A 13,910-nucleotide genomic window follows, 5' to 3' on the forward strand; every position below is an offset into this window, starting at 1 on the left:
AACACGACACGCCACGTGATCGTCAGCGTGTCGTGCGCCTGCACTGCCTTCTTCAGCTTGATATCGAATTCGAGGCCGAGCGGTTGCGCGTAAGTAGAGAAATGCGTGGCGAGCAGCGCCATGAAATACGCGGTGGGTTGCGTGCCCGACGCGATCAAGCCTCCAAAGCGGCTTTGCGCGGCATACGCTTCATCGTGATGCAACGGGTTCAGATCGACGACGAGCGTCGCGAACGATTTGATCGAATCCACCGACAACTCGAGCGTCGAACTGAACGTCTCACCGGGCGTCACGATGCGCGGCGCGGCGTTCATTGCTTCTCCTTCGTCGTCGATGTCGTGCGCAGCGCCATTAACGTCGCGTGGCGCACTTCGATCGCGTCCCACACCGCGCGCTTCGCGTCGTTGTCGAGCGTCGACCAGCCGGCGATTTCGTCGATCGTGCGCAGGCATCCTTCGCACCAGCCGGTCGATGCATCCATCCTGCACACGCTGATGCACGGCGACGGCACGCAACCGCCGTCGTCCCTGTCGTCGTAATCGTTGCCGCTCGCCATCATGTTCAGGCCGGCTCGCGCAACGCGACATCGACGACCGGCGCGCCTGTGAGCGAGATCAGCTCCTGCGCGGTCAGATTGAACACCGCGTGCGGATGACCGGCGGCCGCCCACAGGCTCTCCAGTTCGAGCAAATCCGCATCGATCAACGTGAGCGGCTCGGTCGCGTGACCGACCGGGCACACGCCACCGATCGCATAGCCGGTTTTCTCGCGCACGAACTTCGCGTCCGCGCGGCCGATCTCGCCGACCTGCGCGGCCACTTTCTTTTCGTCGACACGATTCGCGCCGCTCGCGATCACGAGCACCGGCGCGTCGTCTTCGCGGCGCCGGAACAGGATCGACTTCGCGATCTGCGCGACCGAGCAGCCGAGTCCGGCGGCCGCTTCGGCGGAAGTCTTGCCGGTTTCCGGCAGCATCACGATTCGCCCCGCGTGACCGCGTTCGCGCAGCAGCAGCGCGACGCGGCGTGCCGAGTCGGGCAGCGCGGCGAGATCGTCGGAATCGAAGGACGCGAGGTCGTTCATTGTTTGGGACCCTGAATGAAAATGGATGCTGCGGTTATACGCAGGTGTTTGCTTCGCTGCGCGCCTTCGCGAGCAGCGCTTTACCGGCGCGCGACACGTTGGACCGGCCGATCGCGTTCGAAATGAAGTCGCCGATTTCGACCACCTGGGCGAGGTCGATACCGGTCTCGATGCCGAGGCCGTTCATCAGATACAGCACGTCTTCGGTCGCGACGTTGCCGGTCGCGCCCTTCGCATACGGACAGCCGCCGAGCCCCGCGACCGATGCATGAAAAATCTCGACGCCTTCGAGCAGCGCCGCGTAGATGTTCGCGAGCGCCTGGCCATAGGTGTCGTGGAAGTGTCCCGACAGATGCTCGCGAGGAAACGCTTCGGTCACGGCCTCGAACACTTCGCGGGTGCGCTTCGGCGTGCCGACGCCGATCGTGTCGGCGATATCGATCTCGTCGCAGCCGAGCGCCGCGAAGCGCTTGACGACGTCGACGACCGACGCGACCGGCACTTCGCCCTGGTACGGACAGCCGAGCGCGCATGACACGCTGCCGCGAATCCGCAGCTTATGTTGTTTCGCCGCCGCGGCGACTGGCGCGAATCGCTCGATGCTCTCCGCGATGCTGCAGTTGATGTTCTTCTGCGAGAACGCCTCGCTCGCCGCGCCGAAGATGACGATCTCGCCGGCGCGCGCGGCGAGCGCGCCTTCGAAACCGCGCAGGTTCGGCGTCAGCACCGAGTAAATCGTGCCGTCGCGGCGCTCGATGCCGGCCATCACGTCGGCGCCGTCGGCCATCTGCGGCACCCATTTCGGCGACACGAACGACGCTGCCTCGACGTTGCGGAAGCCCGCCGCCGACAGACGGTTGATCAGCTCGATCTTGGTCGCGGTCGGCACGAATTCCTTCTCGTTCTGCAGCCCGTCGCGCGGACCCACTTCGACGATTTTCACTTGCTTCGGTAAGGCCATGATGTGTCTCCGATCCGATGCGGTTTGATCGCTGTCCCATCCAGGATGGGTGCTGCCGCGTTGCTGCAATTCAATTCAGCCCGCACGCCTGCGACGCGTGCGGGCGCAGGTTTCACTCAGTAGCCGCGTTCCAGTTGCACTGCGCCGCTCACCTGCTCGCCGCGCATCATCGCGCCGATCTTGTCCGCGACCTGCGCGACGCTGTCCTCGCGTAATGTCAGCGCCGACGTGTGCGGCGTGATCGTGATGCGCGGCTCGCGCCAGAAAGGATGATCGGCGGGCAGCGGTTCCTCGCGGAACACGTCGAGCGTCGCGGCGGCGAGCTGGCCGCTCGCGAGCGCAGCGAGCAGATCCGCTTCGACGAGATGCGCGCCGCGCGCGACGTTGATCAGATATGCGCCGCGCGCGAGCTTCGCGAAGACTCGCGCATTCAGCACGCTTTCCGTGTCGGGTGTATGCGGCAGCAGATTGACGAGCACCTTCGCGCCGTCGAGGAAGCTATCGAATTGCGCGTCGCCGGCGAACGTTGCGATGCCATCGATCTGCTTCTCGCCGCGAGTAAAGCCGCGCACCGGCAGGCCGAACGAAGCGAGCGTTTGCGCGACCTGCGTGCCGAGCACGCCGAGCCCGAGCACAGCCACCGTGAACGTTGCGCGCGGATGCGGCTCGAGCACTTTCCAGCGGCGCTCGCCTTGCAGCACCTGATATTCGTCGAAGCGGCGCAGATAGCGCAGCACCGCATGCGTCACGTACTCGGCCATCTGCGCGCCCATGCCGGTATCTTCGAGGCGAATCAACGGCACCTCGGGCGGCAACGTGCCCGGATGCGCGCGTTCGAGCGCGAGAATCGCATCGACGCCAGCACCGAGATTGAAGATCGCGCGCAGCGTATTGCGTCCGGCCAGCATCTCGCGCGGCGGACGCCAGACCACCGCGAAATCGGCTGGGCCGGTGTCGCCGGGCTTCCATTCGCGCAGCTCGGCGGCGGGCAGAGCGCGCGCAAAGTCGTGCAGCCACGCGGCGGCTTCGGTGTGCGGTGCGTAGAAGAGTATTTTCATGCGGTGCGGAATGCGTCGGCGTCGATGTGGGCATGAGCGGGACGGACCCGGAGCGCGCGACGGCAATCGGACGACGCGTGCGGGATCGGGTCTCCTCCCGGTATGAACAGGCTTCATTCTACTTTTTCGACGCAAATCGCGCGCGTTTGCGCACGCACGTGCGCTTCGAGATGCATGCCGTGGTGGGTGTCGAGTTCGCGCGTACCCGCGCATTTCTTCGTTTGCCCGATAACGAAAGCACAAAAACCTGGTTCATCGATGCGCGACCGAGCGGGACAATGATTGCCTGGATTCCTTGCGCAGCGAGGCACGCACATGCTTTCATGCACCCGATCGATTGCGACAATTCCTAATTTGACGCAATTTGTATATTGATTAGGTTTCTTGAATTGCTGATCAAAGCTTCGCCATGAAAAACACCCCGAAGATTGGATCAACGTCCAACTTTCGGGGTGAATTTCGCCACTATGCGGCGACGCAGACCATTAGTTCGTGCACGCAGCGCATGCGGCTCAGCGGTTCCGCGACTCAATTCGCCACGCCGTGATCCCCATGCCCATGCGCACACCCATGCTCGCACTCGCTCTGCTCGACCGGCATCTGCTGCGCAGACTCAGCGCGAATCCCCAGGCGCGCGAGCAGCTTGCGATCCGCTTCCGCCTGCGGGTTGCTCGTGGTCAGCAACTGATCGCCGTAGAAAATCGAATTCGCGCCCGCGAGGAAGCACATTGCCTGCAACGCCTCATCCATCTGCTCGCGTCCGGCCGATAGACGTACCATCGCGCGCGGCATCGTGATGCGCGCAATCGCGATCGTGCGCACGAATTCGAACGGATCGATCGCTTCGGTCCCGGTCAGCGGCGTGCCTTGCACCTGCACCAGATTGTTGATCGGCACCGATTCCGGATACGGCTCCATGTTCGCGAGCTGCGCGATCAGCCCCGCGCGTTCGCGGCGCGATTCGCCCATACCGACGATGCCGCCGCAGCACACGTTGATGCCCGCGTCGCGCACCCGTTCGAGCGTGTCGAGGCGATCCTGGTACGTGCGCGTCGAAATGATCTGGCCGTAGAACTCCGGCGACGTATCGAGATTGTGGTTGTAGTAGTCGAGGCCCGCATCGCGCAGCGCTTGCGCCTGGTGCGTTTCGAGCATGCCGAGCGTCACGCAGGTTTCGAGGCCCATCGCCTTCACGCCGCGGATCATGTCCTTGATCGGCTCCAGGTGGCGGTCCTTCGGATTGCGCCACGCGGCGCCCATGCAGAAGCGCGTTGCGCCGTTCTGCTTTGCGACCTGCGCGGCGGCGAGCACTTCGTCGACCGGCATCAGCTTGTCGGCGGCGAGACCCGTGTCGTGATGCACCGATTGCGGACAGTATGCGCAATCCTCTTCGCAGCCGCCGGTCTTGATCGACAGCAGCGTCGACAGTTGCACCGCATTGGCGTCGAAATGCTCGCGATGCGTTTGCTGCGCGCGAAACAGCAGGTCGTTGAACGGCAGTTCGTACAACGCGACGATATCGGCGACGCGCCAACGCGCGAGCGGTTTCGCTTCAGTAGCGGCTGCGGTCGGATTGCTGTTGGCGGCGCTCGCTTCGGCGGTGCCCGCTGCGATATTCAGTTGTGTCATGTGATCGATCCTCGTAAACGGATGAATTTGGGTTCGGCGCTGCGGGGCAGCGCTATGCCGCGCGCAATTGGCGCAGCGTTTGCAGAAGCCGTCGAATGTCGAGCTGTTGCGCTGCAAGCTCCGGCGACGGCGGGCTGATATGCGGCACGACGCCGAGCAACGGCGCGTCGTACGCTTGCGCGAAATGCACGCGAATCGACGCGATGTTTTCGTCGGGAAAGGTCATGTCCGGGTCGATGCGATTCGCGACCCAGCCCGCGAGCGTTAGACCGCGCGCGGCGATCGCTTCGGCAGTCAGCAGCGCGTGGCTGATGCAGCCGAGCCGCATGCCGACCACCAGCACCACCGGCAGCTTCAGCGCGACGGCGAGATCGGCGGTGTCCTGCGTCGCGGTCAACGGCACACGAAAGCCGCCGACACCTTCGACAACGACCACCTCGGCGAGCTTCAACGCCTCGCGATGGCACGCGACGATGTGCTCGAGATCGAACGAGACGTTTTCCAGCGCCGCCGCGATGTGCGGCGCGGCCGGTTCCCTCAGCAGATACGGCGTGCGCATGGCGGGCGGCAGCAGCACGCTCGACGCGGCATCGAGCTGATCCGCGTCCTCGTTGTGCAGCACGCCGTTCACTTCGAACGCGCCCGCCGCGATCGGCTTCATCGCTGCTGCCTGCAGGCCTTCGCGCACGAAGCCGCGCAATAGCGCCGACGACACGAAGGTCTTGCCGATTTCCGTATCGGTGCCGGTGACGAACAGCGACAGCGCGCCGTCATCGTTAATCATGTTGCTCATGCCGCGCGCGCTCCGACTTGTTGCAGGCCGGCCTCGAGCCGGTCGAGATCCGCATGGGAGTGCGCGGCCGACAGCGAGATGCGCAGGCGCGACGTGCCGGTCGGCACGGTCGGCGGACGGATCGCGGGCACCCACAGCCCCGCGCGATCGAGCGACGCGGCGATGTCGAGCGTCGCATCGTTCGCGCCGATGATCAGCGGTTGCACGGCCGTATGTGAATCGACGGGCAGCCACGGCGTCGCCTTCAGCATCGCGCGCGTGCGTTCGATCAGTTGCTGGAGATGCGCGCGGCGCGCATCGCCTTCCTCGCCACCGATGATGCGCAGACTCGCCGACACCGCATGCGCGGCCGCCGGCACCGACGCGGTCGTGAAGATATACGGACGCGCGCGCTGCACGAGCCATTCGATCACGGTCGCATGCGCGACGACGAACGCGCCGGAGACACCCGCCGCCTTGCCGAGCGTGCCGATCGAGATCAGATGCGGCGAGCGCAGCGCGGCCTGCGCGATCGCGCCACGGCCTTGCGGACCGAGCACGCCGAAGCCGTGCGCATCGTCGACGATCAGCCATGCGCCGTGCCGCTCGGCGAGTTCGAGCAAACGCGGCAGCGGCGCGATGTCGCCGTCCATGCTGAACACCGTGTCGGACACGATCACCTTGACGTCCGCCTCCGACGCTTCGAGCATCGCGCTCAATGCATCCACGTCGCAGTGCGGATAGATCTGGACATCCGCGCGCGACAGCCGCGCGCCGTCGATCAGCGAAGCGTGATTGAGCGCATCGGAGAACAGCGTCGTGCCGCGGCCCGCGAGCGCGGTCAGCGTCGCGAGATTCGCCATATAGCCGGTGCTGAAATACAACGCGCGGGCGTCGTCGAGAAAGCCGCCGGCAAATTCAGCGAGATCGTCTTCGAGTTGCGCATGCGCACGCGAATGACCGCCGAGCAGATGCGAGCCGCCGCTGCCCGCGCCATACAGGCGCGCGCCTTCGGCGATCGCGTCGATCAATTGCGGATGCGCGGCAAGGCCCAGATAGTCGTTGCTCGCGAAGCCGATGATTTCACGGCCGTCGACCGTCATGTGCGCGGCGCATGGTGTGTCGGCGGTGCGCCGGCGTCGGCGCAGGCCGCGCGCGTCGATTTCTTTCAGGCCTTCGGCGAGTGTGTCGAGCAGATGCATCAGCGGGTCTCCGCGAGCGTGGCGTCGAAGGTGTCACGCGTGCGCGTGGCGAGCAGCGCGAGTTCTTCGTCGTCGAGGATGTACGGCGGCATCAGATACACGGTGGTGCCGATCGGGCGCAACAACAGCTCGCGTTGCAGCGCGTTTTCGAAGAAGCGGCGCGAGAACGTTTTGGCTTGCTGAGGATCGTCGATCATTGCGTCGAACGCGAAGATCGTGCCGCGCTGACGCAGATTGCGCACCTGCGCGTGCTCGACGAGCGGCGCGAGCGCGGCCGCGAGGGTCGCCGATTTGTGTGCGTTGGCGGCGAGCACGTTGTCGCTCGTGAACAGATCGAGCGTCGCGAGCGCGGCGCGGCACGCGAGCGGATTGCCGGTGTACGAGTGCGAGTGCAGGAAGCCGCGCGCGGTGTCGTCGTGATAGAAGGCCGCGAAGATCTCGTCGCGCGACAGCACGATCGACAGCGGCAGATAGCCGCCGCTGATACCTTTGGACAGACACAGGAAGTCCGGCCACACGCCCGCCTGTTCGGACGCGAAGAACGTGCCGGTGCGGCCGCAGCCGACTGCGATTTCGTCGGCGATCAGATGCACGCCGTACCGGTCGCACAACGCGCGCAATCCGGCGACGTACGACGCGTCGTGCATCGCCATGCCGGCCGCGCATTGCACGAGCGGCTCGACGATCAGTGCGGCGATGCGGTTCGCGCGCGCCTCGAACAGCGCGCGCACATGGTCGAGCGCGCGGCGCGCGACGTCGGCGGCGGTTTCGCCCGCTTGCGCGAGCCGCGCATCGGGCGAGGCGACGACGTGGGCGTGACGAATCAGCGGATCGTACGCGTACTTGAACAGCGCGACGTCGGTCACGCCGAGCGCGCCGATCGTCTCGCCGTGGTAGCTGTTGGCAATACAGACGAATTCCTGCTTGTCGGCGTAGCCCCGGTTGCGCCAGCTGTGAAAGCTCATCTTCAGCGCGATCTCGACCGCCGACGCGCCATCCGACGCGAAGAACGCGTGGCCGAGCGTGTTGCCGGTCAACGCGTGCAGACGTTCCGCGAGTTCGACGGCGGGCTCGTGTGTGCAGCCGGCGAGCATCGCGTGTTCGAGCGTATCGAGCTGATCTTTCAGCGCCGCGTTGATGCGCGGGTTCGCATGACCGAACAGATTGACCCACCACGAACTGATCGCGTCGAGATAGCGATGACCGGCGCGATCGTACAGCCACGCGCCTTGACCGCGCGCGACGGGGATCAGCGGCAGACGTTCGTGGTGCTTCATCTGCGTGCACGGATGCCACACCGCGCGCAGGCTGCGGGCGACCCAATCTTCAGGGGCGACCGGGGGGACTGCTGACTTTTCCAAAGAGGTACTCCAGGGTGCTTTTTTGCCACGCACGCAAGCCTCGGCGAGTGCGCGGGGTCGAGATTAGCGGTTTATTTGGTCGCGCGCATCAACCGCGAAATGCTCGTATTTCGCGGTGGCGTCGAGGTTTAGCATCGTTCGATGCAGCTCGTTCGAGTTCGTGAGGGAAGCTCGCCAATCGACGGAGATAGCGACGTCAAAGTAGTGGGCTGTTACTGGCCAGAATTTGGGGTGACGAGGTGTTTTTTGCGGGGGAACTGAGCGCACAAGAAAAAGCCCGCCGATACGGCGGGCTTGCGGCACATCAGAATCAGGCGCGACTCACGCCTCGACTCACGCCTCTATTCGTACTTCACTCCCGGCTCGCAATCGCTTTGCGCCCATTGGCATCGGCATCGCTTGCATCCGCCGTCTGCGAGTTCTGATTGCCCCACACGACCGCGTTATCGACCGCATACAACCGGCACGGATCGGAGCTCTGCTTCTGGCAATTCGTCACCGCCACCGACATCGGGTCGTCGCCGCCCTCGGCCCACGACCACGCGCCCGAATCCGACACCGCGAACGCGCGGCTCGGATACTGATGCAGGAAGTTGCGATAGCCATTGCGGCCCTCGTTGTCGAGGTACGGCACCGAGTCGACCGCGTCGAGCGCGGCGAATCCGGTTGCCTTCGGCGCGGCCGGATCGGCGACGTGATACTGCACGGCAGTCGGCATACCGGCGCGCGCGAGGAACGCTTCGACGGCCGGCCACCATACGTGCACGCCGTCGCGGTCGCCGACCAGCCGATGCGCGTCGTTCTTGTAGTGGCCGAAGTCGACCATCTTCGCGCTGGCGCCGTGTGCGCCGTACGCGGCGTACATGCCCGCGACGAGCCGTGCGTTCCACACCGAATCGTTATCGCCATAGAGCCACAGCGACGGCACCACAGTCTTCTCGCCGTACGCGCCGAATGCGCGCGTCAGATTGCCTTGCCAGTCTTCGCAGGCGTCCTGGCGCAGGCCGCCCGAGAAATTGATCAGCGCGCGCACGCCGGGCGCAGCTTCCGTGCCGTATGCGATCGTCGCAAGACCGCCGTGCGAGGTGCCGGCCACCGCGATGTGCGTCGCGTCGACATAAGGTTGCTTCGACATGTAATTGATCGTTGCTGCGACGTCGCCGGCCTGGCCGAGGCCGTTGCGCTCGACGTCGCAGCCGTCCTGCTCGTACACGCCGTCCGAGTGACCGAAGCCCTGGCGGTTCGGCGCGACGACGACGTAACCGCGGCGCACGAATTCGCGCGCGAACGGCAGCGGGTCGCTGCGTTCCTGCGTGCGCGGGTCGCCCGGAATCTTGCCGTGGTTGAAGACGATCATCGGGAACGGGCCGGGGCCGTCCGGCTTGTAGATCGTGGTTTCAAGCGTGACCGTGCCGGTGGCGTCGACCGGTACGCGGATGATCTTTTCGTTCAGGTGAGCGGTGGGCAGGTAGACGTCGTCGTCCAGCGCGAGGCGCGGCACGCGGGCGCGCGACAGCGGTCCCTGGATGTCGCTCGACGGCGTCGCGTCGTGTGCGGAAAGGGACGAGTAGGCGAGCGGATCGGCATGCGCGATCGTGACAGCACACGTGGCCGCGGCGCAGATCGCCGCACACTTCGTCAGAACCTTGCTCAACACCATTGACGCACCTGCTTTAAAGACGTGTCCTGAACTCCGTGCTGTCCGGTTGCGCAAAACGCGGCTGACATTCAGCTTTCGTTCGCGATTTCGACACAAACAGACTCACTCGCGAACGTTGCGGGAAGCGCACGCACGCAAATCGAGATCGCACGGGATGAACCCAACGGCCGACGCGACCCCACGCGTCGAGGATGAACGTCACTTGATGCTGTCGGAGTCCGCGCGGCTCGCGTTCGATCAGCGGCCGGTCAGCCTTCCTTTGCATGTTGCGGAGCCGGTATGATCCGCTCTCGCAATGTGACGTCATGAAACTACGGACTCATCCTGGCACGACAATTTTGTTTTGTGCAATCAAGGAGAACCCGTGACGAAAAAATTGCTGCATGTGCGAACGAGGCTTCAAAGCCTTGCCGGGCAAGGGCCGGGGACATGTGGCGGGAAGCGGCGAGTACAGGTCGTTTCAGTGCTGTGGTGCGAGGCCAACGAAGAAGCCCGCGTGAAAGGAACGAAAAAAGGCCTATGCGAAGGCCTTTATCAAGTTTGTCGAGAGCGAGTGAAAGGCACGAGAAAGCTTCGGCGCGTAATGCAGCGATTACTTAATCGTCGCGTGCTCTTCATTTACTCATTGACGTCGCCATCGACATAACGCCAGCGGCCATCATCGCCGCGCACGAATCGACTCGATTCATGCAACCGATAAGCACGTCCCCCCACTTTGTAGCGGGCGATGAATTCGACGGTCGCGTGATCGGCATCGCTTTCGGCGAAGCCTTTGATCTGCAGTCCGAGCCAACGGGGCGCGTCGGGCGCGGTGGGATCGACGTCGAGATCGGCGGGGCAGGTGCGGGGGTCCCACGTCGCGCGCAGGTAGTCGGTTGCACCGAGCACGTACGCGCTATAGCGCGAGCGCATCAGTTCGAGCGCGCGCGGCGCCGCTGCGCCGCCGTCGATATAGCGGCCGCAGCATTGCGCGAAACGCGGGGCTTTGGTCGCGGTGCCCCCGCGTGCGTCGGGCGCGGCGCCGCCGCACGGACAGTCGACAGGTCTTTGCAGTGACAACAATGGCTTGTTCATTGAAATTTCAGTTGAGCGCGCGAGCGATCAGGATCTTCTGGATGTCGCTCGTGCCTTCGTAGATCTGGCACACGCGCACGTCGCGGTAAATCCGCTCGACCGGGAAGTCGCTCAGATAACCGTAGCCGCCGTGAGTCTGCAAGGCGGCCGAGCAGATGCGCTCGGCCGCTTCGGAGGCGAACAGTTTTGCCATCGCGGCTTCGGTCAGACACGGCTGGCCCGCGTCCTTCAGCGACGCCGCGTGCCAGATCAATTGACGCGCGGCTTCGAGTTGGGTCGCCATGTCGGCAAGACGGAACTGCACCGCCTGGTGCGAGAACAGCGGCGCGCCGAAGCTCTCGCGTTCTTTTGCGTAAGTCAGCGCCGCCTCGAACGCGGCGCGTGCCATGCCGACGCTTTGCGCGGCGATACCGATGCGCCCGCCTTCGAGACCCGACAACGCGATCCGGTAGCCTTCGCCTTGCGCGCCGATCAGGTTCGCGGCCGGCACGCGGCACGCCTCGAATACGATTTGCGCGGTATCCGACGAATGCTGGCCGAGCTTGTCTTCGACCCGCGCGACCACGTAGCCCGGCGTACCGGTGGGCACGATGAACGCGCTGATGCCGCGCTTGCCAGCGGCCTTGTCGGTGACGGCCATCACGATCGCGACGTCGCCGTTCTTGCCGCTCGTGATGAACTGTTTGACGCCATTCAGCACGTACGCGTCGCCGTCGCGTGTCGCGGTGGTGCGCAGCGCCGACGCATCCGAGCCCGCTTGCGGCTCGGTCAGGCAGAACGCGCCGAGCATCTCGCCGCGCGCGAGCGGCGTGAGCCAGTCGCGCTTCTGCGCGTCGTTGCCATAAGTGAGCAGGATGCTGCACACCGGGCAGTTGTTCACCGAGATCGCGGTCGACGTGCCGCCGTCGCCGGCCGCGATTTCTTCGAGGATCAACGCGAGCGCGAGCGCGTCCATGCCCGCGCCGCCATACGCTTCGGGCACCAGCACGCCATAAGCACCGAGCTCGGCGAGCTGCCGGTGCACGTCGCGCGGAAAGGTGCGCTCGCGGTCCCATTGCGCCGCGTACGGCGTGATCTCTTCGCGCACGAAGGTGCGCAGCGCGTCGCGCACCATCAGGTGATCCTGATCAAGCACCATGAGCGTGTCTCCGGTCCCATGCAACGTAGTTGTCTACCAGTCGAGCTGCGTGCCGTCGTGCTGAAAGAAGCGGCCGTGAAAAGCGTCGCGCGATGCCGCCGCCTGCGCCAGCACCTCGCGCATGCCAGCGACGCTGCGCGCGGGATCGAGCGCGGCCTGCGCGCCGCCCATGTCGGTGCGCACCCAGCCGGGATGCAGCGACACGCAGGTCGCGCGCTGCGCGTCGAGCGACGCGAGCTTCAGCACGGCGTTCAGCGCCGCCTTGCTCGCGCGATATAGCCAGCCGGTCGTGCCGCTTGCATCGGCGATGCTGCCCATGCGACTCGAAATCACCGCGAGCACGCCGTCCGTTTCCTCGACGAGCGGCAGCAGGATTGGCAGCAGCTGCATCGGGCCGCGCACGTTCGTGTGCATCACGTGATCGAAGTCCTCGGCGGTGATCGTTTCGATGCCTTCGGTGCGCGGACCGTACACGCCCGACACCAGGATCGCGGCATCGAGCCGTTCGCCGTCGAGCTTCCAGCCGAGCGCCGCGATGTCTTCGGGCGCGGTGACGTCGAGCGCGAAGGTTTCAGCGCCGAGTTCGCTGAGCGCGTCGAGCGCGGCGCCGTCGCGCGCGGTCGCGAGCACGCGCCAGCTGCTCTTTCTGTACTGCCGGACGAATTCCTGGCCGATGCCACGCGATGCACCGACGATCAACACTGTTTTCATCGTATTCCTCGAAGATTTTGTGGATGCGTCAGATCAGTTCGACACCCATCGCGGTCGCCTCGCCGCCGCCGATACACAGCGTCGCGACACCGCGCTTCAGACCGCGATTCTTCAGCGCGCCGATCAGCGTGACGAGAATGCGCGCGCCCGAGGCGCCGATCGGATGGCCTAACGCGCACGCGCCGCCGTTCACGTTGACCTTGTTGTGCGGTAAATCATGCTCTTTCATCGCGGCCATCGTGACGACGGCGAACGCTTCGTTGATCTCGTACAGATCGACGTCGCCGGCGCGCCAGCCGTTCTTCCCGAGCAGCTTGCGGATCGCGCCGACCGGCGCGGTGGTGAACTTCGCGGGCGCCTGCGCGAACGTCGAATGACCGACGACGCGCGCGAGCGGCGCCACGCCGAGCCGTTTCGCGGTCGACTCGCGCATCATCACGAGCGCGGCCGCGCCGTCCGAGATCGACGACGAGTTCGCCGCCGTCACGGTGCCGGTCTTGCTGAACGCGGGCTTCAGCGTGGGGATCTTGTCGAGGTTGGCCTTGAACGGCTGCTCGTCGCGCGCGATCGTGACGTCGCCGTTGCGGGCCGCTACGGTGACCGGCGCGATTTCCCAGTCGAACGAGCCGTCCTCGTTCGCGCGCTTTGCGCGGTTCAACGACTCGACCGCGAACGCATCCTGCGCCTCGCGCGTGAAGTCGAACGACGCCGCGCATTCCTCGGCGAACGCGCCCATCAGACGGCCTTTGTCGTAGGCGTCTTCGAGGCCGTCGTAGAACATGTGGTCGAGCACCTGGCCGTGGCCCATGCGCATGCCGCCGCGCGCCTTCGGCAGCAGATACGGCGCGTTCGTCATGCTCTCCATGCCGCCCGCGACGATCACGTCGAGCGAGCCCGCGGCCAGCATGTCATGCGCGAACATCGCCGCCCGCATGCCGGAGCCGCACATCTTGTTGACCGTCGTGCAGCCGGTGGCGAGCGGCAGACCCGCGCCAAGCGCGGCCTGGCGCGCGGGCGCCTGGCCGAGGCCGGCGGGCAGCACGCAACCGATCACCGCTTCGTCGATCTGCTCGGGCTTCAGACCCGCTCGTTCTACGGCCGCCTTGATCGCGACCGCGCCGAGTTGCGGCGCGCTCAGCGACGCGAAGTCGCCCTGAAAGCCGGCCATCGGCGTGCGCGCCGCGCTGACGATTACGATTGGATCGGCGTTGATACCACTGTGGTTTGCGTCACTCATGTTCGAGCTCCTTGGTCATAGCTT

The 13,910-nt window shown here is 65.3% G+C and carries 14 protein-coding genes and 1 pseudogene; 1 reads left to right on the forward strand and 14 read right to left on the reverse strand.

All coding sequences use genetic code 11. The features are described 5' to 3' along the window. Positions 1–5: 5 nt before the first annotated feature. The 5 genes and pseudogenes from OKW27_RS30170 to OKW27_RS30190 form a co-directional block, all read right to left on the reverse strand. Positions 6–314, reverse strand: a pseudogene (locus OKW27_RS30170) (MaoC family dehydratase); the annotation flags it as partial. Next, positions 311–556, reverse strand: coding sequence for a DUF1289 domain-containing protein (locus OKW27_RS30175; protein WP_090802758.1), 246 nt, complete (start codon positions 554–556; stop codon positions 311–313). The gene OKW27_RS30175 and the pseudogene OKW27_RS30170, both read right to left, overlap by 4 nt. A gap of 5 nt (positions 557–561) precedes the next feature. Further along, positions 562–1,083: a YbaK/EbsC family protein gene (locus tag OKW27_RS30180; RefSeq protein WP_090802760.1), complete on the reverse strand. Its 522-nt coding sequence runs from the start codon at positions 1,081–1,083 to the stop codon at positions 562–564. A 34-nt stretch (positions 1,084–1,117) separates the two neighbouring features. Continuing rightward, positions 1,118–2,044, reverse strand: coding sequence for a hydroxymethylglutaryl-CoA lyase (locus OKW27_RS30185; RefSeq protein ID WP_429335651.1), 927 nt, complete (start codon positions 2,042–2,044; stop codon positions 1,118–1,120). 116 nt (positions 2,045–2,160) lie between these two features. After that, complete coding sequence (locus OKW27_RS30190) at positions 2,161–3,102, reverse strand: 2-hydroxyacid dehydrogenase (protein ID WP_429335652.1); 942 nt, start codon at positions 3,100–3,102, stop codon at positions 2,161–2,163. A gap of 32 nt (positions 3,103–3,134) precedes the next feature. Between OKW27_RS30190 and OKW27_RS30195 the strand changes: the two genes are divergently transcribed. Then, on the forward strand, positions 3,135–3,455 hold the full coding sequence (locus tag OKW27_RS30195) for a hypothetical protein (RefSeq protein WP_429335653.1): 321 nt from the start codon (positions 3,135–3,137) through the stop codon (positions 3,453–3,455). Positions 3,456–3,630: 175 nt separating this feature from the next. Here OKW27_RS30195 and bioB read toward each other — a convergent pair whose 3' ends face one another. From bioB to OKW27_RS30240, 9 genes are all read right to left on the reverse strand, one after another. Further along, a complete protein-coding gene (gene bioB / locus OKW27_RS30200) occupies positions 3,631–4,731 on the reverse strand; it encodes a biotin synthase BioB (protein ID WP_429335654.1) in 1,101 nt (366 codons plus the stop codon). Positions 4,732–4,783: 52 nt separating this feature from the next. Then, positions 4,784–5,524, reverse strand: a complete 741-nt coding sequence (gene bioD, locus OKW27_RS30205) for a dethiobiotin synthase (protein WP_429335655.1) — start codon at positions 5,522–5,524, stop codon at positions 4,784–4,786. Further along, positions 5,521–6,705, reverse strand: a complete 1,185-nt coding sequence (gene bioF, locus OKW27_RS30210) for an 8-amino-7-oxononanoate synthase (protein ID WP_429335656.1) — start codon at positions 6,703–6,705, stop codon at positions 5,521–5,523. Before bioF ends, bioD begins: the two co-directional genes overlap by 4 nt. Beyond that, a complete protein-coding gene (bioA, locus tag OKW27_RS30215; protein WP_429335657.1) occupies positions 6,705–8,066 on the reverse strand; it encodes an adenosylmethionine--8-amino-7-oxononanoate transaminase in 1,362 nt (453 codons plus the stop codon). Before bioA ends, bioF begins: the two co-directional genes overlap by 1 nt. A gap of 352 nt (positions 8,067–8,418) precedes the next feature. Beyond that, a complete protein-coding gene (locus tag OKW27_RS30220; protein ID WP_429335658.1) occupies positions 8,419–9,726 on the reverse strand; it encodes a dienelactone hydrolase family protein in 1,308 nt (435 codons plus the stop codon). A gap of 618 nt (positions 9,727–10,344) precedes the next feature. Beyond that, positions 10,345–10,800 (reverse strand): YchJ family protein, encoded by a 456-nt coding sequence (locus tag OKW27_RS30225; RefSeq protein WP_429335659.1) that lies wholly within the window; start codon positions 10,798–10,800, stop codon positions 10,345–10,347. 7 nt (positions 10,801–10,807) lie between these two features. Further along, positions 10,808–11,938, reverse strand: coding sequence for an acyl-CoA dehydrogenase family protein (locus OKW27_RS30230; protein WP_429335660.1), 1,131 nt, complete (start codon positions 11,936–11,938; stop codon positions 10,808–10,810). A gap of 33 nt (positions 11,939–11,971) precedes the next feature. Next, positions 11,972–12,649, reverse strand: coding sequence for an SDR family oxidoreductase (locus OKW27_RS30235; RefSeq protein WP_429335661.1), 678 nt, complete (start codon positions 12,647–12,649; stop codon positions 11,972–11,974). 28 nt (positions 12,650–12,677) lie between these two features. Further along, entirely contained in the window at positions 12,678–13,886 is a 1,209-nt protein-coding gene (locus OKW27_RS30240) for an acetyl-CoA C-acetyltransferase (protein ID WP_090802779.1), read from the reverse strand. Positions 13,887–13,910: the final 24 nt, after the last annotated feature.

The organism is Paraburkholderia sp. 35.1 (genome assembly GCF_050436525.1).
GTDB lineage: Bacteria > Pseudomonadota > Gammaproteobacteria > Burkholderiales > Burkholderiaceae > Paraburkholderia > Paraburkholderia tuberum.

Coding starts and splice junctions, on each gene's coding strand:
- OKW27_RS30175 (WP_090802758.1), bottom strand. CDS start 556: ATGGCGAGCGGCAACGATTACGACGACAGGGACGACGGCGGTTGCGTG.
- OKW27_RS30180 (WP_090802760.1), bottom strand. CDS start 1,083: ATGAACGACCTCGCGTCCTTCGATTCCGACGATCTCGCCGCGCTGCCC.
- OKW27_RS30185 (WP_429335651.1), bottom strand. CDS start 2,044: ATGGCCTTACCGAAGCAAGTGAAAATCGTCGAAGTGGGTCCGCGCGAC.
- OKW27_RS30190 (WP_429335652.1), bottom strand. CDS start 3,102: ATGAAAATACTCTTCTACGCACCGCACACCGAAGCCGCCGCGTGGCTG.
- OKW27_RS30195 (WP_429335653.1), top strand. CDS start 3,135: ATGAGCGGGACGGACCCGGAGCGCGCGACGGCAATCGGACGACGCGTG.
- bioB (WP_429335654.1), bottom strand. CDS start 4,731: ATGACACAACTGAATATCGCAGCGGGCACCGCCGAAGCGAGCGCCGCC.
- bioD (WP_429335655.1), bottom strand. CDS start 5,524: ATGAGCAACATGATTAACGATGACGGCGCGCTGTCGCTGTTCGTCACC.
- bioF (WP_429335656.1), bottom strand. CDS start 6,705: ATGCATCTGCTCGACACACTCGCCGAAGGCCTGAAAGAAATCGACGCG.
- OKW27_RS30220 (WP_429335658.1), bottom strand. CDS start 9,726: ATGGTGTTGAGCAAGGTTCTGACGAAGTGTGCGGCGATCTGCGCCGCG.
- OKW27_RS30225 (WP_429335659.1), bottom strand. CDS start 10,800: ATGAACAAGCCATTGTTGTCACTGCAAAGACCTGTCGACTGTCCGTGC.
- OKW27_RS30230 (WP_429335660.1), bottom strand. CDS start 11,938: ATGGTGCTTGATCAGGATCACCTGATGGTGCGCGACGCGCTGCGCACC.
- OKW27_RS30235 (WP_429335661.1), bottom strand. CDS start 12,649: ATGAAAACAGTGTTGATCGTCGGTGCATCGCGTGGCATCGGCCAGGAA.
- OKW27_RS30240 (WP_090802779.1), bottom strand. CDS start 13,886: ATGAGTGACGCAAACCACAGTGGTATCAACGCCGATCCAATCGTAATC.